General features: G+C 72.0%; 16 protein-coding genes. 8 read left to right on the top strand and 8 right to left on the bottom strand.

The genetic code is table 11. The features are described 5' to 3' along the window. The first annotated feature begins 50 nt into the window (after positions 1-50). Both DZA62_RS02870 and DZA62_RS02865 read left to right on the top strand, forming a co-directional pair. Positions 51-1,322, top strand: coding sequence for an LCP family protein (locus DZA62_RS02870; RefSeq protein ID WP_116947232.1), 1,272 nt, complete (start codon positions 51-53; stop codon positions 1,320-1,322). Between the two features lie 14 nt (positions 1,323-1,336). Beyond that, positions 1,337-2,758: an FkbM family methyltransferase gene (locus DZA62_RS02865; RefSeq protein ID WP_116947231.1), complete on the top strand. Its 1,422-nt coding sequence runs from the start codon at positions 1,337-1,339 to the stop codon at positions 2,756-2,758. On the opposite strand, the gene DZA62_RS02860 is transcribed toward DZA62_RS02865, so the two are convergent. Then, positions 2,734-4,050: a UDP-glucose dehydrogenase family protein gene (locus DZA62_RS02860; RefSeq protein ID WP_116947230.1), complete on the bottom strand. Its 1,317-nt coding sequence runs from the start codon at positions 4,048-4,050 to the stop codon at positions 2,734-2,736. The genes DZA62_RS02865 and DZA62_RS02860 overlap by 25 nt on opposite strands. A 114-nt stretch (positions 4,051-4,164) precedes the next feature. Here DZA62_RS02860 and DZA62_RS02855 point away from each other — a divergent pair, with 114 nt between their 5' ends. After that, entirely contained in the window at positions 4,165-5,334 is a 1,170-nt protein-coding gene (locus tag DZA62_RS02855) for an acyl-CoA dehydrogenase family protein (RefSeq protein ID WP_116947229.1), read from the top strand. A gap of 61 nt (positions 5,335-5,395) precedes the next feature. Further along, the gene (locus DZA62_RS02850) at positions 5,396-5,962 is read left to right on the top strand and encodes a TetR/AcrR family transcriptional regulator (RefSeq protein WP_116947228.1); all 567 of its coding nucleotides are present in this window, start codon (positions 5,396-5,398) and stop codon (positions 5,960-5,962) included. A gap of 4 nt (positions 5,963-5,966) precedes the next feature. Here DZA62_RS02850 and DZA62_RS02845 read toward each other — a convergent pair whose 3' ends face one another. Next, positions 5,967-7,070, bottom strand: coding sequence for a fatty acid desaturase family protein (locus tag DZA62_RS02845; RefSeq protein ID WP_198663352.1), 1,104 nt, complete (start codon positions 7,068-7,070; stop codon positions 5,967-5,969). A 185-nt stretch (positions 7,071-7,255) separates the two neighbouring features. On the opposite strand from DZA62_RS02845, the gene DZA62_RS02840 reads away from it, so the two are divergent. Continuing rightward, entirely contained in the window at positions 7,256-7,672 is a 417-nt protein-coding gene (locus tag DZA62_RS02840) for an NUDIX domain-containing protein (protein ID WP_116947226.1), read from the top strand. Positions 7,673-7,868: 196 nt separating this feature from the next. Here the strand turns inward: DZA62_RS02840 and DZA62_RS02835 are convergent, their stop codons facing one another. The 3 genes from DZA62_RS02835 to DZA62_RS02825 all read right to left on the bottom strand — a co-directional run bounded on the left by DZA62_RS02835 (position 7,869) and on the right by DZA62_RS02825 (position 12,206). Continuing rightward, on the bottom strand, positions 7,869-9,575 hold the full coding sequence (locus DZA62_RS02835; protein ID WP_116947225.1) for a cellulase family glycosylhydrolase: 1,707 nt from the start codon (positions 9,573-9,575) through the stop codon (positions 7,869-7,871). A gap of 149 nt (positions 9,576-9,724) precedes the next feature. Then, positions 9,725-11,545 (bottom strand): hypothetical protein, encoded by a 1,821-nt coding sequence (locus DZA62_RS02830; protein ID WP_157987425.1) that lies wholly within the window; start codon positions 11,543-11,545, stop codon positions 9,725-9,727. Positions 11,546-11,780: 235 nt separating this feature from the next. After that, complete coding sequence (locus tag DZA62_RS02825; protein ID WP_198663351.1) at positions 11,781-12,206, bottom strand: MarR family winged helix-turn-helix transcriptional regulator; 426 nt, start codon at positions 12,204-12,206, stop codon at positions 11,781-11,783. Positions 12,207-12,295: 89 nt separating this feature from the next. Between DZA62_RS02825 and DZA62_RS02820 the strand changes: the two genes are divergently transcribed. Next, on the top strand, positions 12,296-14,182 hold the full coding sequence (locus DZA62_RS02820; RefSeq protein ID WP_116947223.1) for an ABC transporter ATP-binding protein: 1,887 nt from the start codon (positions 12,296-12,298) through the stop codon (positions 14,180-14,182). Between the two features lie 7 nt (positions 14,183-14,189). Here DZA62_RS02820 and DZA62_RS02815 read toward each other — a convergent pair whose 3' ends face one another. Next, on the bottom strand, positions 14,190-15,386 hold the full coding sequence (locus DZA62_RS02815; RefSeq protein WP_116947222.1) for an MFS transporter: 1,197 nt from the start codon (positions 15,384-15,386) through the stop codon (positions 14,190-14,192). 128 nt (positions 15,387-15,514) lie between these two features. Between DZA62_RS02815 and DZA62_RS02810 the strand changes: the two genes are divergently transcribed. Continuing rightward, on the top strand, positions 15,515-15,964 hold the full coding sequence (locus DZA62_RS02810; RefSeq protein ID WP_116947221.1) for a MarR family winged helix-turn-helix transcriptional regulator: 450 nt from the start codon (positions 15,515-15,517) through the stop codon (positions 15,962-15,964). Positions 15,965-15,984: 20 nt separating this feature from the next. Here the strand turns inward: DZA62_RS02810 and DZA62_RS02805 are convergent, their stop codons facing one another. Beyond that, positions 15,985-17,370: a hypothetical protein gene (locus tag DZA62_RS02805; protein WP_116947220.1), complete on the bottom strand. Its 1,386-nt coding sequence runs from the start codon at positions 17,368-17,370 to the stop codon at positions 15,985-15,987. A gap of 72 nt (positions 17,371-17,442) precedes the next feature. Further along, the gene (locus DZA62_RS02800; RefSeq protein ID WP_116947219.1) at positions 17,443-18,186 is read right to left on the bottom strand and encodes an enolase C-terminal domain-like protein; all 744 of its coding nucleotides are present in this window, start codon (positions 18,184-18,186) and stop codon (positions 17,443-17,445) included. 324 nt (positions 18,187-18,510) lie between these two features. Between DZA62_RS02800 and DZA62_RS02795 the strand changes: the two genes are divergently transcribed. Then, positions 18,511-19,248, top strand: coding sequence for a FadR/GntR family transcriptional regulator (locus DZA62_RS02795; protein ID WP_198663350.1), 738 nt, complete (start codon positions 18,511-18,513; stop codon positions 19,246-19,248). Positions 19,249-19,271 lie beyond the last annotated feature (23 nt).

Here is a 19,271-nt window from a genome sequence, read left to right as displayed (position 1 = left end):
ACGAGATCGGCAGGTTACAGAGCCGTCCGGCGAAGGTATGGTCGAGCGTGATGCGACCAGACGGCGAGGCAGGAATGGCGGCGTACGGGGCGGACGGCGGACGCGGGACCGAGGTCAAGGTCACCGCGTACCAGGCCGGCCAGGTCCCGGGCGTCTCCTATCGCGGCGGCGTGGCACACAGCCCGCACGAGAGTGAGGCCGTACCGGCGCCGGCGCAGGCCGCGGCAGCCCCGGGCGGCACCAGCGTCATGCCTGCCGAGCCCTACGGCCGGGCCGACACCGACGGCGCCGGCGCACCGCCCGCGTCGCCGCCGCCACCGACCCGTCGTCGCCGCGAGGGAGCCGAGCCGCCGGGCCGGCCGAAGAAGAAGCGCTCCGGCTTCGTCCGCTTCCTGCGCTGGTTCCTGGCGTTCTGGCTGGTCGTGCTCGTCGCGCTCGGTGTGCTCCTCTGGTACGTCTGGGGGCGCATCGAGAAGGTCGACGCCATCCCGTCCGACCACGGCTCGGCGGTCTCCGAGGGCCGGGTGTTCCTGCTGGTCGGATCCGACAGCCGTGAAGACCTCTCCGCCGAGGAGCAGAGCGAGCTGGGCACCGGCAGCGTCGAGGGCCAGCGCACTGACACCATCATGCTGCTGAGCGTCCCCGGCGGCGGCGGGCGCAACTCGCTGATCAGCATCCCGCGCGACTCTGTCGTCGACATCCCCGGCCACGGCGAGAACCGCATCAACGCCGCGTTCGCGTTCGGCGGCGCCCCGCTGCTGGTCGAAACGATCGAGGGGGCCACGGGCGTCGCCATCGACGACTACGTGCAGATCGGCTTCGGTGGCTTCGCCGGCATCGTCGACGCCCTCGGCGGCGTCGAGATGTGCCTCGACGAAGCCATCCAGGACGACAAGGCCCACATCGACCTCCCGGCCGGCTGCCAGACGCTGAACGGCACGAACGCGCTCGGCTACGCCCGCGCCCGCTACTTCGACCCCACGGCCGACATCGGCCGGGTGCAGCGGCAGCGCGAGCTCATCTCCGCCATCGCCGACAAGGCGACGTCGCCGGGCACCCTGGTCAACCCGATCGAGCTCACCCGCACGGCCCTGGCCGGCGGCGACGCGCTGGTGCTGGACGAGAACACCGGCCCCATGGACATGTTCGCGTTCGCCCGCGGCATGGGCTCGGTCTCCGGCGGCTCCGGCGACACCATCACCGTCCCGCTCGGCCGCGTCGGCAACACCGTCAGCTGGGATCCCGAGCTGGCCGGCGAGTTGTGGACGGCGCTGCAGAACGGCGCCGACATCCCGCAGTCGGTGCTCGACGCCCAACCCTAGCGAGGCGGCCGGCGATGCGACTGCGCGATCTACTCGCCGCGCAGTCGCCCGACGCTGTGCGGGTGGAGCAGGTGCGCACGGACGCGCCGCTCGACCTCGCGTGGCTGGACGACGTGCCGGCCGGCGGGCAGGTCGTGCTGCTGATCGACGCGCTGCCGGCCGAGCCCGTCGCCCGCGACCTCGCCGTCGCCCTGGGCGAGCGCGGGTTCGAGCTGCTGCACGCCGTGTACCTCGACGACGGCGGCAGCCTCGGGATGGCCGGCGGGCTGTCGCTGCGGCGCGCCGCCGCCGGCACCGCCGGGTTGCCCGGTGCGAACCTCCGAGCGGTCACCGCCGACGGCGGACCCGACTGGGTGCGCGCCCGCGCGGCGTTCGGCGCCCTGGCGACGCGGTACGAGTCGGCCGCGCAGGCCCTGGCCGCGGCAGAGGCGGCCCGCGGCTCCGCGAGCGGCCTCGTCGGACGGGCCGCCGCCGAGCTGGTCAGGCAGCCGGTCCGCAACGCACGCCGGTCGGCCGGGTTGCTCCGCGCCGCCTGGCGGGCCCACCGCCGTCCCGGGGCCGCGGCCCGGACCGGCCGGGCGTGGCTGGAGTTCGACCTCCCGATGCCCGTCCCGCCGGACACCCGGCCGCGAGCCGCGGCCCTGCACGTCGACTTGCCCTCGTCGTCGGTCGTCGCGCGCGACCTGCGCGACGGTGGCATCGGCCGGTACGAGGCGTCGACGCTGCCCTGGTTCCTGGCGCTGTGCGACGTCGCGCCCGCGGGCGCCGTCTGGGACGTCGGTGCGAACATCGGCGTCTACGCGCTGCTGGCTCGTGCGTACTCGTCGCGCGAGGTGGTCGCGTTCGAGCCGACGCCGGACCTCGCCGCGTGGGCTCGGCGGCTGGCCGCCGGCAATGGCCTCGGTTACCGGCTCGAGCAACTGGCGGCCGGTGCCGCCGCCGAGACCGCGACGCTCTACCTGTCGGAGGTCAGCGACTCGTCGAACTCGCTCGCCCGCGGCTTCCGCGCCTCCAAGCGGCAGCTCGACGTGCTGGTGGAGCCGCTGGACCGGTATGCGCGGCGCACCGGCTCGGTGCCGGCGGTGGTGAAGGTCGACACCGAGACGACGGAGCACCTGGTCCTGAGCGGCGCCCGCGAGGTACTGGCCCGGCACCGGCCGTGGATCATCTGCGAGGTGCTGGCGGGCCGGGCGCCGGAGCGGGTGCTGACCGGGCTGATGGGCGGGCTCGGCTACCGCTTCCACCAACTCGACGGCGCGATCCCGCCGCCCGCACGCGACGTCGTCCGGGGCGACCCGGCCTACGCGCACCTCAACTATCTGTTCGCGCCCGCCCCGCTGGGACGGCCGCTGCTGGCCGCGGCGACGGCATGGGCCGCGGCGCTGGCCGCGACCCCGTCACCCGGCGGTGGTCAGGGGCGGCCGAGCCCGCGGTAGGTCCAGCCCGCCGCCCGCCAGGCGTCGGCGTCGAGGCAGTTGCGGCCGTCGACGACCACCGGGGTCGCGACGATGCCGGCCAGCTCGGCGGGGTCGAGCTCGCGGAACTCCGGCCACTCGGTGAGGTGCAGGACGACGCTGGCGTCGCGGCACGCCTCGAGGGCGGACTCGGCGTACGGGAGCGTCGGGAAGACCTTGCGCGCGTTGGCCGCGGCCTTCGGGTCGTACACCGACACCCGGGCGCCCTGCAGGTGCAGCTGGCCGGCGATGTTCAGCGCGGGCGAGTCGCGGACGTCGTCGGACTGCGGCTTGAAGGCCGCGCCCAGCACCGCGATGCGGCGGTTGGCGACGCTGCCGCCGACGAGGTCGCGGGTGAGGTCGACGACGTACTGCCGGCGCCGCAGGTTGATGGCGTCGATCTCGGCGAGGAACGCCAGCGACTGCGACGCGCCCAGCTCACCGGCGCGAGCCATGAAGGCGCGGATGTCCTTCGGCAGGCAGCCGCCGCCGAAGCCGATGCCGGCGTTGAGGAACTTGCGGCCGATGCGGGCGTCGTGCCCGATGGCGTCGGCCAGCTTGGTGACGTCGGCGCCGGCGACCTCGGCGATCTCGGCCATCGCGTTGATGAAGGAGATCTTCGTCGCCAGGAAGGCGTTCGCGGACACCTTCACCAGCTCCGCCGTGGGGAGGTCGGTGACGATGACCGGCGTGCCGTCGGCGATGGTGCTCGCGTAGACCTCGCGCAGCGTCCGCTCGGCGTCGCCGGACGTCACGCCGAACACCAGGCGGTCCGGGTGCAGGGTGTCCTCGACGGCGAACCCCTCGCGCAGGAACTCGGGGTTCCACGCGAGCTCGGCGCCGGCCCCCACGGGCGCCGTCTTGGCCAGCCGGTCGGCCAGCGCCGTGGCGGTGCCGACCGGCACCGTCGACTTCCCCACGACCAGGCACTCGCTGTCGAGGTGCGGCGCGAGGGAGTCGATGGCCGCCTCGACGTAGCGCATGTCGGCGGCCAGACCGTCGCGGCGCTGCGGGGTGCCGACGCACACGAAGTGGACGTCGGCGCCGGCGGCCGCGGCGAAGTCGGTGGTGAACGTCAACCGGCCGTTGCCCAGGTGCTTGACCAGCAGGTCGTCCAGGCCGGGCTCGTAGATCGGGGCCTCGCCGCGGGCGAGGGCCGCCACCTTCTCTTCGTCGACGTCGATGCCGACGACGGTGTAGCCGAGCTCGGCCATGCCGGCGGCGTGGACGGCACCCAGATATCCGTTGCCGATGACGGAGATGCGCATGGACACGATCAGTTCCCACCCGTGAGGCCGAACGTCGGACGCGTCGAGGGTACAAGTCAGCGGGCGGAGCCGCCATGCCGCACTTGCGACAACGACCCTACTCGCGAGTAGCATCGGTGCATGGACGCCGACTTCGACCTGTACCGGCTCAGCGACGAGCACGAGGCGATCCGGTCCGCGGTGCGCGAGTTGTGCACCGACAAGGTGGCGCCGCACGCCGCCGAGGCCGACGAGACCGCCACGTTCCCGCAGGCCTCGTACGACGCGCTGCGCTCGGCCGACTTCCACGCGCCGCACATCCCCGAGGAGTACGGCGGTGCCGGCGCCGACGCGCTGGCCACCTGCATCGTCATCGAAGAGGTCGCCCGCGCCTGCGCGTCGACGTCGCTCATCCCCGCGGTCAACAAGCTGGGCACGATGCCGCTGCTGCTCGCCGCCTCCCCCTCGGTGAAGGAGAAGTACCTGCCGCCCGTCGCCGCCGGGCAGGCGATGTTCTCCTACGGGCTGTCCGAGCGCGAGGCCGGCTCCGACACCGCGTCCATGCAGACCCGCGCCGTCCCCGACGGCGACGGTTTCCGGCTGTCCGGCCAGAAATCATGGATCACCAACGCCGGCGTCTCCCAGTACTACACCGTCATGGCCGTCACCGACCCCACCGCCGGCTCCCGCGGCATCACCGCCTTCGTCGTCGAAGCCACCGACGACGGCTTCACCTACGGCACACCCGAACGCAAGCTCGGCATCAAAGGCTCCCCCACCCGCGAGCTGCTGTTCGACCAGTGCTGGATCCCCGCCGACCGCGTCGTCGGCGACCTCGGCCAGGGCCTGAAGATCGCGCTGCGCACCCTCGACCACACCCGCGTCACCATCGGCGCCCAAGCCGTCGGCATCGCCGCCGGCGCCGTCGCCGCCGCGACCACCTACGTCCAGGAACGCCAGCAGTTCGGCCGCCCCATCGCCGACTTCCAAGGCGTCCAGTTCATGCTCGCCGACATGGCCATGAAAACCGAAGCCGCCCGCCACCTCGTCTACCGCGCGGCCGCCGCCTCCGAACGCGACGAACCCACCCTCGGCTTCCTCGGCGCCGCCGCCAAATGCTTCGCCTCCGACACCGCCATGGCCGTGACGACCGACGCGGTGCAACTGTTCGGCGGCTCCGGCTACACCCGCGACTACCCCGTCGAACGCATGATGCGCGACGCCAAAATCACCCAGATCTACGAAGGCACCAACCAGATCCAGCGCATCGTCATGGCCCGCCAACTCCTCAAAGCCACCGCGAAGTTCTGACCAGGGGCGGCCGTACACTCCGACCTACCCATACACACGATCAACGCTGGTAGGACTGCCAATGTCTCAGCGCGAAGCCCTGCTCGCGGGAGCGAAGAAGTGTCTCGTCGAGAAGGGCTACAGCGGTACCACGGCCCGGGACATCGCCGCCGCGGCGGAGGCCAATCTGGGGTCGATCAGTTACTACTTCGGCTCGAAGGACCGGCTGATGAACCTCGCCGCGATCGAGCTGAGCGGCGAGTGGGGCGACACCCTCGAGGCGGCCGCGCGGGCGGCGGGCGGCCGCACGCGGGCCGACCGGCTCGGCGCGCTGCTGACCGAGCTGCTGGCCATGATCCCGCAGGCGGGTGACCTGCAGTCGGCCAGCCTGCTGGCGCTGACGCAGTCGAAGTTCGACGACGAGCTGCGCGCCGAGATCGCGGCCGGCCACGCCCGCGCCCGCGCCGCCCTGGCCGCGATCGTGCTCGGCGAGTCGTCCGCCGGGCCCGACCCACGCACCGTGCGGAGTCTCGGCGCTCTCGTCTACGCGCTGGTCACGGGCCTCGTCGCCCAGGCTCTCGTGGACCCTGAGTCGCTGCCCGACGCCGGGCTGCTCGCCGACGCGCTCGGCGCCGTCGTCGACGAGTGAGCGCTCAGGCGGGCGCCCGCAGCTGGGCGGCCATGGGGCACTCGAACAGGTCGACGTCCGTGGTGCCGACCCGGTTGAGGTGCCGGACCACGATCTGCCACGACTCGAACACCCCCGCCTCGGTGTAGTCGACGCCGCGCTCGGCGCAGAACTCGCGCACGATCGGACGTGCCGCACGCAGGGTCGGGCTGGGCATGCTCGGGAACAGGTGATGCTCGATCTGGAAGTTCAGCCCGCCCATGGCGACGTCCACGAACCGGCTGCCGCGCACGTTGCGGCTGGTGAGCACCTGCCGACGCAGGAAGTCCAGGCTCAGGTCCTTGGGGATCATCGGCATCCCCTTGTGGTTCGGGGCGAAGGTCGCGCCCATGGTGAACCCGAACACCGCCAGCTGGACGGCCAGGAACGCACCGGCGATGCCCGGCGAGAGGAAGGAGAACAACACGACGGGATAGAGGACGAGCCGGGCCAGCAGCAGCGGGATCTCCACGGCACGGAACTTGACCCGGCCGCGCCCGAACACCGTCCGCACCCCGGAGACGTGCATGTTCAGGCCGGCGAGCAGCAGCAGCGGGAAGAACAACGTCCCCTGCCGCTGCACCCACCACCCGGAGAACCCCTTGCGGCGGCGCCGCTCCTTCGCCACGTCGCTGGTGAACACGAGCGCCGAGGCCTCCACGTCGGGATCGACCTCCACCTTGTTCGGGTTAGCGTGGTGGCGGCTGTGCTTCGACATCCACCAGCCGTGGCTCAGTCCGACCACCACGTCACCGAGCAGTAGCGCGGCCAGCTCGTTGCGCCTGCCCGAGACGAAGATCTGCCGATGGGCCGCGTCGTGCGCGAGGTAGGCCGTCTGGGTGAGCACCAGGCCCAGCCCGGCGGCCAGCAGCAACTGCCACCACGAGTCCCCCAGAGCGAAGAACGCCACGCCGAGCCCGGCGAACGACAACGCCAGGATGGACGCGCGGATCGCATAGTAGACCGGCCGGCGCCGCAGCAGACCGGCGTCCCGGATCCGCTTCGACAGGTCCCCATAGTCGCTGACGAAGCGCCGCCTCGGGGCGTCGTAGACGGCATCGGCGCTGGTCGTGACCTCAAGAGCTGGCATGATCGAGATCATACGTACGTGTGATTGAGGCCCGCAGCCACGGTGGCCCCAGTCCTTGGGTAGGGCTAGCCCTACTTCGAGGACGCTCAGCGGGTGACGTCGCGGGGTCGATCGCGGCGCGCCGAACGGGTGGCGTCGGGCGATCCGCCCACATTCGGCCACGTCATGCGTCACACTTGTCCGCCATGACCGACCCGACCAACGAGGCGCTCGAGACGGCCCCGTTCGTCGCCACCATCGTGGTGACGAGCGAGGGGCCGAAGGGGCCGCACGTGCTGCTACTGCACCCGGCCGACATCGAGACTCTCGACGGCGAATGGGCCTGGGTGCCGCCGGGCGGCGTCCGGCAGCCGGGCGAGAAGATCGCCGACTGCGCCGCTCGCGAACTGCGGGAGGAGACCGGGATCGTCGCCGAGCCAGCGCCCGTCCGCGTCGACGAGTCCGACGAGGTCGGGATCTACCGGCTCGAGGTGCCGTGGGGCACATCCGTGCGGCTGAGCGCCGAGCACACCGCGTCCGAGTGGGTGCCGGTCGAGCGGGTGGCCGACCGCTGCAAGCCGGCCGACCTGCTCGACACCGTCCGGACCGGCCTCGACGGCTGACCGCGCGGCCTGATCACCGGTCCAGGCGGCCGGCGGCGCGGATCCGTACGGTTCCCGACCGACGGCCGGTCACGGCCTTGACACGGTGGCCGATGTTGATCATGATCCAGAACGCGGGCCGATCCAGCTGTCGGTCCGCACCAACCGTGCGAACCGGCGGGGCGCCAGGTGGCGCCCCGCCGGTTCAGTCGTGGCGTCAGTGCTGGTGACGCAGGCGGCCGCGAGCGACCAGCAGCACACCGGCCGCCGCCACCACGACGGCCAGGGCGACCATCGTGGCCACGTCGCCGGCGCCGGTGTCCGGCAGCGGCGGCTCGGCCGAGTCGTCGTCGGAGTCCGCCGGGACGTCCGAGGTCGGGTCGGCGGTCGGCTCGGCCGTGGTGTCGTCGGACGGTTCCTCCGACGGCTCGCCGGTCGGCTCCTCGCTCGGTTCCTCCGACGGTTCCCCGGTCGGCTCCTCCGACGGCTCCTCGGTGGGCTCCTCCGACGGGTCGTCGGTGGGCTCCGGCGTCGGCGGCGGGGAGGTGGGCTCGGCGACGCACGGGTCGTAGCGCACGACCGGCGCGAGCTGCCCGTTCACGGCGCCGTCCTGCTCGGTGGCGGTGACGAACAGCCGCTGGATCTCCTCCTCGTCGGTGTCCCACGTCCAGTACACCCAGCCGCTGAAGCCGGCCTGGCAGGTCGCCACCCGCAGGTCGCGCATGGCGATCGCCACGGCCCGGACGTCGTTGCCGTGGTGGGCCCGCTGGGCGCCGAACTCGCCGACGATGACCGGCCCGGTGACCTCGTCCCACTCGCTGGAGGCGAGGTTGCGGGCCAGGTCCTTGTTCGGCTCCGGGTAGAGGTGCAGGTCCAGGAAGGACAGGTCGGAGTCGTCGAGGCTGGCCGGCCGCGCCGGGTAGCGGTAGTCGCGGTCCTGGCAGGCGTCCGCGTCGCCGCCGGTGTCGCAGTGGACGCTGAACCCGTCCGGCGCCTTGTCGACGGCGGCGTAGGTGAACATGCCGGTGGTGACCATCAGGTCCGGGTCGACGTCGCGGACGGCGGCGACCAGCGAGTTCGCGTACTCCACCATGGAGTCGTCGCCGAGCGCCTGCCGCTGCGCCGGCACCGCCATGTCGTACGTCTGCCCGTTCGGCCCCGTGACCTGGCCCGACGTCAGCGAGAACGGCTTGCGATTGGCCTCGTAGGTGGCCTCGTTGTCCGTCTCGAGCGCCAGCAGCGTCGTCATCAGCGGCTCGCCGACCCGGTCGCGGATCTCCGTGACGAAGTTCGTCAGGTAGGCCGCCTTGGCGTCGATCCAGGACCGCTGCATGTAGAACGAGTTCCAGCCCTCGATGTTCGGCTGCTGCGGCGCGCTGCCGGCTTGGATCTCGGCGTAGTAGGCGTTGAACGGGTAGTAGTCCATCGCCGGCAGCACGTACAGCCCGTGGTCGGCCGCCCGGACGATGAAGTCGGCGACGTTGTCGAGGTAGCCCGCGTTGCCGACGCTGTCGTCGTCGTCACCGTGACCGAGGCCGTGCGGGATGCCGTCGGCGCTGTGCTGCGGGTGCCCCGCGTCGAGGAACACGCGCACGACGTTGTAGCCGCTCTCGCTCATATAGGCGAGCGCGGCGTCGGTCCGCTCCGGGTCGTACTCCCCCGGCTCGAACGTCGAGTGGTGGTGACGGTCGGCGACCGGCGCCAGCCGCACGTAGTTGTTGCCGCGCGGGACGAACGGCTCACCGCTCTCGGCGTCGACGAGCGAACGCTCCGCGGGGTCGTCGGAGGCGGTGATCCGCGGCAGCGGCTCCACCCCGTCGAGGTCGGCGGCGCGCGGCTCGACGGCGTGCGCGGAGGCCCCCGCCAGCGCCGCGACCGCCAGAGCGAGCCCGCCGGCCGCACCCGTCAGTGTTCTCAGATTCATGATGTGTGGTCAGTCCTCGGTCTGTCGTGAGCATGGAACAGCCGTCCGGGCTCGGTGCCCCGAGCCCGGACGGCCGATTGTCATCGCGACCGACTTCATTTCTGCTTCATCGGCGGACGCCTGCTGAAACCCGCCCGCGGCGGGACGGCTCAGGAGCCGTACAGCTCCACCTCGTGGAGGAAGGCGGCCGTGGGGTCGGTGATGGCGTTGGGGTCGCTGATCCGGACGTACTGCGCCGTCACCGGGCCGGCGAACGGACGGAGATAGCCGTCGCGGGCCGCCCGGGCCGGCGTCGTGAAGGTGACGCCGTCGGTCGACACCTGAATCCGAACATCCGACGCGCCCTGCAGGTGCAGGTGCAGACCGACCCCGGTGAGCTGGTACGACCGCGGCAGCCGCAGCGTCACCGATCGGCCGGCCGTGACCAGGCTGGTGTCCGAGCGGATGTCGCCGTCGAAGGCGAACGCCGCGTACGACTGCCGGCAGCCGGAGATGCCGTCCGGGCACCACCCGTACCGGCTGAACGACGTCTCCACCACGGTCAGCTGGTCGCTGCGGAACATCGACGGCAGGTCGAGCCGGCCGGGGCGGCCGTTGTTCACCGTGACGGTGGTCTTCCACAGGCCGTGCGTGGTGCCGCGGGGGTATCCGCCGGCTCGTTGCGGGCACATCCAGCCGGCGCCCCATGGACACGGGCAGCCCCAGCCGGAACCGCAGTTGTCGCCGATGACGAACGCCTGGTTGCCCGAGACGGCCTCGACGCCCATGGTGCCGCTGGAGCCGAGATGCTCCATCGGCCGATAGAGGCAGCAGCCGGCCGAGTCTTGGTCGTACTTGTACCAGTCGACGAACTCCTCAGGCGCGGTCTCGCCGCCGGTCGTCGGGACGTTGATCCACGGCACGTACGGTCCGTCCCACGTCGCGCCGGTGCCGTCGTAGGAGAAGCGCAACTGGTTGTTGGGGCGCCCGGAGGCGAGCACCAGTGAGCCGTTGCCGAGCAGTTCGACGCTCGGCGAGTTGCCGCCGACCTCGGAGAGCTCGACGGGAGCGTCCCAGTTCTCGCCCGTCTGGTCGTCCGACCGGACGGTGTAGAGCGCGAGGTTCGACGGGATGTTCCTGCTCTTGAAGTCCTCGTCCTTGCGCAGCACCGCGATCAGCCCGCCGTCGCTCGTCGGCGCGAGACTCGGCTCCGTGAACCCCTGCGCCGGGCTCAGCGAGAACTCGTGGACGAGGTTCCAGTCTTTGCCGGCGTTGGTGCTCCTCACGACGCCCGTGAACCAGGCCCAGCCGTGGTCGCCGTTGTAGCGGCCGTAGATCGTGCTCAGCAGGGTCTTCGCGTCGCTCATCAGGACCGGGCCCTGGTGGAAGCGCGCCCAGGCGACGGTCTTGCCGCCGAAATACACCTTGGCGTCGTCGACGTCCACCCAGGTGCTTCCGGCGAGCATCCGCCGGTTGAACACCTCGCGGCACCACTGGACGGCGCAGTTCCGGTTGCCGTTCGCGTCCTCGCCGCGCGTCGTGTAGAGGTCCTCGAAGTCGATCGCGTAGACGGCGCCGCTGGCGACGGACATCCGGTAGAAGTTCATCGGCTGCAGCCGGCCGTCGGCCGAGGGGAACATGTCCCACACCCCGCCACCGTCCGTCGACTCGCGCAGCACCACGGACGCGGCGCCGACGGCGTCGCGGTTCGCGTTGTAGCCCGCGATCATCCGCGAGCCGCGCACCCCCTCGCCGTTGGTCGACGAGCCGTTGAACAGCCCGGGGAAGCCCATGAAGTGGTCGTTGGCGACGGTGAACATCGTGCCGGTCGGGACGGTGACGCTGCCCGCGAGTGCCGCTGGCGCGGGCGGCTCGGATTCCGGCGCGGAGACGCTCGGCGGGCCGGCGGAGACCATCACCCCGGCCGTGACGGCGACCGCGAGCACACCGCGGGCCAGCGCCTGCCGGAGGGGTCGTCGATGAACTGCCATGTCGGTCCTCCTGGGAGTCGGCCGCCCACTGGGGCGGGAACCGCGAGAGGCCCGGACGCGACGGCGGCCGGGTGGATGTCGACAGGCGGACGGGTGGTGCATCGAACCCTCTGACCAGCGGCGTTTCATGTCAACGACGCAGCGGCAGCGCGTGCAACGGCCGCCGCGCTCCGTGCACCGGACCGGCCCGCGGCGCGGTCACCTACCGGCGAGCAGGCCGTGCCCACCCTCGCCGTCAGTCGTCGGCGGTGAGGACGGTGAGCAGGCGGACCAGCTCGGCCTGGTCTTCCGGGGTGAGTCGGCCGAGCAGCTCGGCCAGGCCGGCGGCGCGCTGCGCCCGCAGCGAGTGGAGCAGCTGCGTGCCCGACGGGGTCAGCGCGACCAGGGTGGCCCGCCGGTCGCCGGGATCGGGCTGCCGCGCGACGAGGTCGCGCTCCTCGAGCAGGTCGACGACGGAGGTGGCGGAGCGCGGGATGACGTCGAGGCGCCGAGCCAGTTCGCTGATGCGCAGCGGCTCACCGGCCGCCGACAGCAGGCGTAGCACCCGCACCTGACTCGGCGTGACGCCGGAACGCTCCAGCTCGGGACCGGACAGCCGGCGCAACCGCCGGTTGGTCCTGGCCAGCAGGTCGGCGATGCGTGCCGCGGATTCCCTCTCCACCGCCCCAGCCTAGCACCGATTTGCGATCCAGCCTCTTTAAGAGGTAACCTCTGTATCAGACGTGCACGCACCACTCTCAGGAGGTCGCCTTGGATGACTCCACACGCGGCCGGAACGCTCGCTCCTTCGTCAAGGACCGCTCCGTCACCGCCCACAAGCTCGCGCCGGGCACCCTCCGGCGCATCCTCACCTTCGCCCGCCCCTACAAGAGGCAGCTCGCCGTTTTCCTGGGCCTGATCCTGGTCGACGCGCTGCTCGGGGCCGCCCAGCCGTTGCTGTTCAAGCTGATCATCGACGAGGGCGTCCTCAAGGGCGACCAGGGCCTGGTCATCGGCCTGGCCCTCGCGGTCGCCGGCCTCGCCGTCGTCACGGCGGCCGTCGGGCTCACGCAGCGCTACGTCTCCGCGCGCATCGGCCAGGGGCTGGTGCACGACCTGCGCAGCCAGGTCTTCGCGCACGTCCAGCGCATGCCCATCGCCTTCTTCAGCCGCACCCAGACCGGCGCACTGGTCAGCCGCCTCAACGGCGACGTGCAGGGCGCCCAGCAGGCGTTCACCTCGACGCTGTCGACCGTGGTCGGGAACATCGCGACGACGGCGACCGTGCTGGCCGCCATGTTCGTGCTCTCGTGGCAGATCACCGTCGCGGCGCTCGTCCTGGTGCCGCTGTTCGTCCTGCCGGCCAAGCTGGTCGGCCGCAGGCTCGCCGACCTCACCCGCGAGCGGTACGAGCTCACCGCCGACATGGGCCAGACCATGACCGAGCGGTTCAACGTCGCCGGCGCGCTGCTGGTCAAGGTGTTCGGCCGGCCCGAGGCCGAGTCCGCCGAGTTCGACGAGCGGGCCGCCCGGGTCCGCGACATCGGCGTCACGACCGCCGTGTACTCGCGGGTGCTCATGACGTCGCTCGGCCTGCTCGCCGCGCTGGCCACGGCGTTCGTCTACGGCCTCGGCGGCGCGCTCGCCATCGCCGGCACGCTGGGTGTCGGCACCATCGTCGCGCTGACGGCGTACCTCGGCCGGCTCTACGGCCCCATCACGTCGCTCTCGAACCTGCAGGTCGACATCATGACGACGCTGGTCAGCTTCGAGCGCGTGCTCGAGGTCCTCGACCTGGAGCCCATGGTCCGCGACGCCCCCGACGCGAAACCGCTGCCGGCCGGCGCGGCGTCCGTCGAGTTCGACCACGTCGACTTCGGCTACCCCGCCGCGTCCGACGTGTCGCTGGCCTCGCTCGAATCGGTCGCCGGCCTGCCCAGCACGCCGGGCGGCCCGGTGCTGCGTGACGTCACGTTCACCGCGCGTCCGGGCGAGATGATCGCGCTGGTCGGCCCGTCCGGCGCCGGCAAGTCGACGCTCACCCACCTGGTGTCCCGCCTGTACGACGTCACCGGCGGCGCCGTGCGCGTCGGCGGCCACGACGTCCGCGACGTCGGCCAGCAGTCGCTGCGCGACGCGATCGGCGTCGTCACGCAAGAGGCGCACCTGTTCCACACCACGCTGCGCGCCAACCTGGGCTACGCCCGGCCCGGAGCCACCGACGACGAGATCTGGGCGGCACTCGAGGCGGCGCAGATCGCGCCGCTGGTCCGGTCGCTGCCCGACGGCCTCGACACCGTCGTCGGCGAGCGCGGCTACCGGCTCTCGGGCGGCGAGAAGCAGCGCCTGGCCATCGCCCGGCTACTGCTCAAGGCACCGCGCGTCGTCGTGCTCGACGAAGCCACGGCGCACCTCGACTCCGAGTCCGAGGCCGCCGTGCAGCAGGCCCTCGAGACCGCGCTCGCCGGGCGGACGTCGCTGGTCATCGCACACCGGCTGTCCACCGTCCGCGACGCCGACCAGATCCTCGTCGTCGACGACGGCCGCATCGTCGAGCGCGGCACCCACGACGAGCTGCTCGCCGTGGGCGGCGCGTACGCCGACCTCTACCGGACGCAGTTCCGGTCGCAGGAGCCGCTCGCGCCGGCCGCGGCCTGACCCGTCGTCAGCAGGGCGTCGGCACCCGCACCGCGGTGGCGACGTCCGGCCGCTCGCCGGCCCGGAGCCGGTCCAGCCGGCCGGCGACGACGGCGAGCAGCAGCGCACCGAACGCCATCAGCGCGCCCACCCAGTTCGGCGCGGTATAGCCGTACCCCGCGGAGATCACCACCCCGCCGAGCCAGGCCGCCAGGGCGTTGCCGGCGTTGAACGCGCCGATGTTGACCGCCGACGCGATCGTGGGCGCCGCCGCCGCGCTGTCGAGGACGCGCATCTGCAGCGGCGGGACGGTCGCGAACCCGAAGGCGCCGAGCAGGAACAGCGTCACGGCTGCCGGCACCGGCGCGGTCGCCGTCACCGTGAACACCGCCAGCACGACCGTGAGCCCGCCGAGCAGCACATAGAGGCTGAGCATCAGCCGCCGGTCGGCGAACCGGCCGCCGAGCAGGTTGCCGAGCACCAGGCCGGCGCCGAACAGCACGAGCAGCCAGCTCACCGCCCCCTCGGAGAACCCGGCCTCTTCGGTCATCATCGGCGCGACGTAGGTGAACGAGGCGAACACGCCGCCGAAGCCGAGCACGGTCATCGCGACGGCCAGCCAGACCCGCCCGCTGCGCAACACGCGCAGTTCGTGCAGCACACCGCCCGACGCGACCCGCGGCAGGTCCGGGACCAGGGCAGCGATGCCGGCGAACCCGATCACCCCGAGCGCCACGACGGCCCAGAACGTCGACCGCCAGCCGAACTCCTGCCCGAGGAACGTGCCCATCGGCACGCCCAGCACGTTGGCCAGCGTGAGCCCGGTGAACATGAACGCGATCGCGCTGGCCCGCTTGTTCGGCGCGACGAGGTCGGCCGCGACCACCGAGCCGATGCCGAAGAACGCGCCATGGCAGAACGCCGCGACGATCCGGCCGGTCATCATGACCGCGTACGACGGGGCCAGGGCGGAGATCGCGTTCCCGGCGATGAAGACGACCATGAGCAGCAGCAGGAGGTGCTTGCGGCGCATGCGCGCGCCGAGCACCGTCATCGGCAGCGCACCGGCCGCCACACCGAGGGCGTAGCCCGAGATCAGCCAGCCGGCCGTCGGGATGGAGACGTCGAAGTCGGCGGCCACCTCCGGGAGCAGACCGGCGATGACGAACTCCGTCGTGCCGATGCCGAAGGCGCCGATGGCCAGTGCGAGCAGAGCGAGAGGCATGGTGATCCCTGGGAGTCTGTGCGAAGTATCAGGCGTGAGCAATAATTGCACACGCTTCATATCTGCGAAAGCAGGCTACCCCCTCGCTCAGGTAAACTCCGAGCAACGGATCCGAAGGAGGTGCCGCGATGGTCCTCGTCGACGACGCCGTGGATGCGCGGGCGCAGGGCTGGCGGGTGCTGGCGGCGCTGCACGCACGGCTCGAGACGCGCATCGAGCGCGCGTTGCAGGCGGCACACGGCCTCAGCGTGAGCGAGTACACCGTGCTCGACGTGCTCAGCCGCCAGGACGGCTGGCACATGCGCATGCAGCAGCTGGCCGAAGCCGTCGTGCTGAGCCAGAGCGCTACGACACGGCTGGTGACCCGGCTGGAGAACCAGGGCTATCTCGGCCGCTACCTGTGCGACACCGACCGGCGCGGCATCTACACCGAGGTCACCGAGGCCGGCTGCGCGCTGCTGGCCGATGCCCGGTCGACGCACGACCAGGCGCTGCGGGCCGCGCTCGACGAGGCCGCCGAGTCACCGGAGCTCGAGCCGCTGGTCGGTGCGTTGAGCGGCCTCTACGCGACCGCCTGACCCGGCCTGAGCAGGCCCGCTCAGCCGACCCGTGGCGGCACGAGCGGCCCGGGCACGCGGCCCGAGAGGCCCGCGCACGGGTCCGGCCGGTACTTCGGCGAGAGCGCGGTGGCGAGCACGCCGCCGGACTCCACCCCGCTGAAGAACAGCCGCTGCGTCGCGTCCTCGGTGGTGTCCCAGGTCCAGTACAGCCAGCCGGAGATCCCGAAGTCGCAGCTGTCGACCTGGTGCGTCACCAGCGCGCCGCGGGCCTGTTCGATGCTGGCGAACCAGCGCCGCTCGGTGCCGAACTCGCCGTTGATCACCGGCCCGACGACCTGGGACCACTCCATCGAACCCAGCGACGCCGCCAACGTGCGGCCAGTGGAGAGGTAGGTGTGGATGTCGAAGAAGTCGAGGTCGGACTCGCGGGTGACGGCCGACACGCGCACCGGGTACCGGGGATCCGCGCACGCCGCCGCGCCGCACCGGCCGGACAGCCCGTCGAACGACTTGCCGACCGCCAGGTTGGTGAACGCACCCATGGTGACCATGAGCTCCGGGTCGACGGCCTTGACGGCGGCCACGCCGCGGTCGGCGTAGGCGATGAAGGCGTTGTCGGCGGCGGCCTGCCGCTGCGCCGGCACGGCCATGTCGTAGCTGCGGCCGGCCACCGTCACCGTCCCGCCGAACCGGTGGAACGGCGCCTCGGCGAAGGTGAGATAGGCCTCGTTGTCCAGCTGCAGCGCGAGGAACGTGCTCATGAAGGGGCCGAGGCGTTCCTTCATCTCCTGGGTGAAGACGCGGAGGTACTCCTCCTTGGCCCGGACGTACCCCTCGTACATGAACGACCGGTTCCGGCCTTCGATGTTCACCGGGTGCGGGCTGTTCACGATGATGTCGCGGTAGTAGCCGTTCTGCGGGAACACGTCGAGCGACGGCAGCACGTAGATGCCGTAGGCCGCCGCGAGGCGGACGAAGTCGGCGACGTTGTCGAGGTAGGTGGCGTCGGCCGGGCTCAGGTCGGCGTTGCCGCGGCCCAGCCCGTGCGGCCGGCCGATCACGTTGTCCTGCCCGTTGCCGGGGTCGATGAACACCCGGACGGTGTCGTAGCCACGCAGCCAACTGTCGCGCAACGCGGCCTCGGCGCGGGCGGCGTCGTACAGCCCGGGCTCGAACGTCGAGTGGTACGGAGCAGCCGGCTTCGACGGCATCGGGGTCAGGCGCACGTAGTTGAAGCCGCGCGGACGGAACTGCTCGCCGGTCTCGGCGTTCACCAGCGTCCGGTCCGGGCCGGCGGCGATGCGTGGCAGCGGCTCGACGGCGTGGTCCGGCAGCTCGGCGCCGGCCGCGGCGGTCGGACCGGACAGGGTCGCGGAGGCGACGAGGACGGCGAGCGCTGCGCCCAGCCGGCTGGTGCGTTTCACGAACGGGCTCCCCTGGGTCGACGACGGCGGAATCGTCTGTGCCCGTTCGACACCGCGGGAGCAGCATACGCGTCAGGTGAAGACCGCACGATCGGTGCGGTGCGCCTCCATCCAGTCCCAGTCGTAGTGGACGCCGAGACCGGGACCGGACGGCACGCCGACGCACCCGTCCGGGCCGAGCGCCGTCACGTCCTCGGCGTAGTCGTCGGTGTAGACGGGCGGGTGCAGCGGGTTGCCGGTCTCCGGGTCGAGCAGGCCGAGCTCGTAGTAGTTGGTGTTGCGGATCGCCGCCATGCAGTGCCGTTGCGCCGGCCCGGACGCGTGCACCTCGAGGTCGATGCCCAGCGCCTCGGCCGCGTGCGCCGTCTTCATGACGCCGGTGATGCCCATGTCGAGCTCCGGGTCCGAGCGCAGGAAGTCGGTGCCGCCGTCCAGCGCGACGGCGACCCGCTGCTCCAGGCCGCGGACGAACTCCGTCATGAGCAGCGGCGTGCGCACCCGCTGCCGCAGGATCCGGTGGCCGAACGCGGCGTCGTCGCGCATGGGGTCCTCCCACCAGTAGGCGCCGACGTCGTCGCAGGCGCGGCCGAGCGCGAGGGCGTCGGCCAGCGTGCGCAGCGACTTGCCGGGGTCGGTCATGACGTCCATGCGCCCGGCCGCTCCCTCGGCCGCGCCCGCCGCCTGCAGGAAACCGCGCCGTGAGAGGGCGCTGGACCCGGTGGCGCCCGTGCGCCGGTGGGTCATCGCGGTGGTATCGGCCGCGGCCGCGGCCACGGGAAGGTGGTGCCGGGACCCAGCTCCGTCGTGCGCAGCCATGGGGGTGTCCTTTCGACGTCGGACCGGCGGCCCCAGGAGGGTGGACCAGGGCGCACGGAGGCGCCCGCCGGTGCGTCGTCGCAAGCTCTCGTGGTGATGACCTGCTTCGTCGCAAATTGGTCCAACCACCCAGCCAGTCAGAGCATAGGTGTGACCCAGACCACTGTCAACGGGCCCCTGAGCTGCGACGACGCGGTCGGCGCGACGGCCACGGCGGCGGGACCGGGCTCGCCGCACCGGTTCTGACCTGTGCGTTCGCGGTTCCACATCGGCATGGGTCGACGGCTACAGTGGCCTCACCGGAGACGAGAGGATCGACATCAGGTGACTCAACCAGACGGCCCCGCGTTCCACGCGGTCGAACGGTCGAAGGTGTACTCCTCGGTCGTCGACCAGATCCTCGCCAGCATCCGCGACGGCCGGCTGCCCCCGGGCAGCGCGCTGCCGGCCGAACGCGTCCTGGCCAACCAGTTGCAGGTGAGCCGCGGCTCGCTGCGCGAGGCCATCCGGGTGCTCGAGCACGCCGGCGTGCTGGACGTGCGGGTCGGCAGCGGCACCTACGTCACCATGGACAGCGGCTCCGACACCACCATCCTGCGCGCTCAGGCGGCGATGATCGGCGAGCACAGCCCGCTCGACCTCATCGTCGCCCGCGCCGCCATCGAGCCGGTCTGCGCCGAGCACGCGGCACGGTCGCACCACCCCAGTGACCTGCAGGCCATCGAGGACGCCGTCACCGAGCAGGCCGACGTCACCCGCGCCGGCGGCGACCCCAGCGAAGCCGACGCCGCCTTCCACCTGGCCGTCGCGGTGGCCACGCACAACGGCGTCCTGGTGGCGCTGCAGCGCACGCTGAACGACCTCATGCACGAGCAGACGTGGAGCGACCTCAAGCACCGGTCCCGGTCGCGGTCCCATGCCTCGGAGGCCTACCTCGAGCACCACCAGCTGGTGCTCGAGGCGATCCGCCAGCACGACCCCCGGCGGGCCGGCCAGCTCATGGTCATGCACATGAGCGCCATCGAGACCGGCCTGCTGGCCGAGCTGGGGCACGACGGTTGACAGTGCGGTCAGGGCGCTCCTAT

This window comes from Jiangella endophytica (assembly GCF_003427025.1).
Classification (GTDB): domain Bacteria; phylum Actinomycetota; class Actinomycetes; order Jiangellales; family Jiangellaceae; genus Jiangella; species Jiangella endophytica.
This window is presented reverse-complemented; position numbering and strand designations above follow the sequence as displayed.

Coding starts and splice junctions, on each gene's coding strand:
- DZA62_RS02870 (WP_116947232.1), top strand. CDS start 51: ATGCGACCAGACGGCGAGGCAGGAATGGCGGCGTACGGGGCGGACGGC.
- DZA62_RS02865 (WP_116947231.1), top strand. CDS start 1,337: ATGCGACTGCGCGATCTACTCGCCGCGCAGTCGCCCGACGCTGTGCGG.
- DZA62_RS02855 (WP_116947229.1), top strand. CDS start 4,165: ATGGACGCCGACTTCGACCTGTACCGGCTCAGCGACGAGCACGAGGCG.
- DZA62_RS02850 (WP_116947228.1), top strand. CDS start 5,396: ATGTCTCAGCGCGAAGCCCTGCTCGCGGGAGCGAAGAAGTGTCTCGTC.
- DZA62_RS02845 (WP_198663352.1), bottom strand. CDS start 7,070: ATGCCAGCTCTTGAGGTCACGACCAGCGCCGATGCCGTCTACGACGCC.
- DZA62_RS02840 (WP_116947226.1), top strand. CDS start 7,256: ATGACCGACCCGACCAACGAGGCGCTCGAGACGGCCCCGTTCGTCGCC.
- DZA62_RS02835 (WP_116947225.1), bottom strand. CDS start 9,575: ATGAATCTGAGAACACTGACGGGTGCGGCCGGCGGGCTCGCTCTGGCG.
- DZA62_RS02830 (WP_157987425.1), bottom strand. CDS start 11,545: ATGGCAGTTCATCGACGACCCCTCCGGCAGGCGCTGGCCCGCGGTGTG.
- DZA62_RS02815 (WP_116947222.1), bottom strand. CDS start 15,386: ATGCCTCTCGCTCTGCTCGCACTGGCCATCGGCGCCTTCGGCATCGGC.
- DZA62_RS02810 (WP_116947221.1), top strand. CDS start 15,515: ATGGTCCTCGTCGACGACGCCGTGGATGCGCGGGCGCAGGGCTGGCGG.
- DZA62_RS02800 (WP_116947219.1), bottom strand. CDS start 18,186: ATGGCTGCGCACGACGGAGCTGGGTCCCGGCACCACCTTCCCGTGGCC.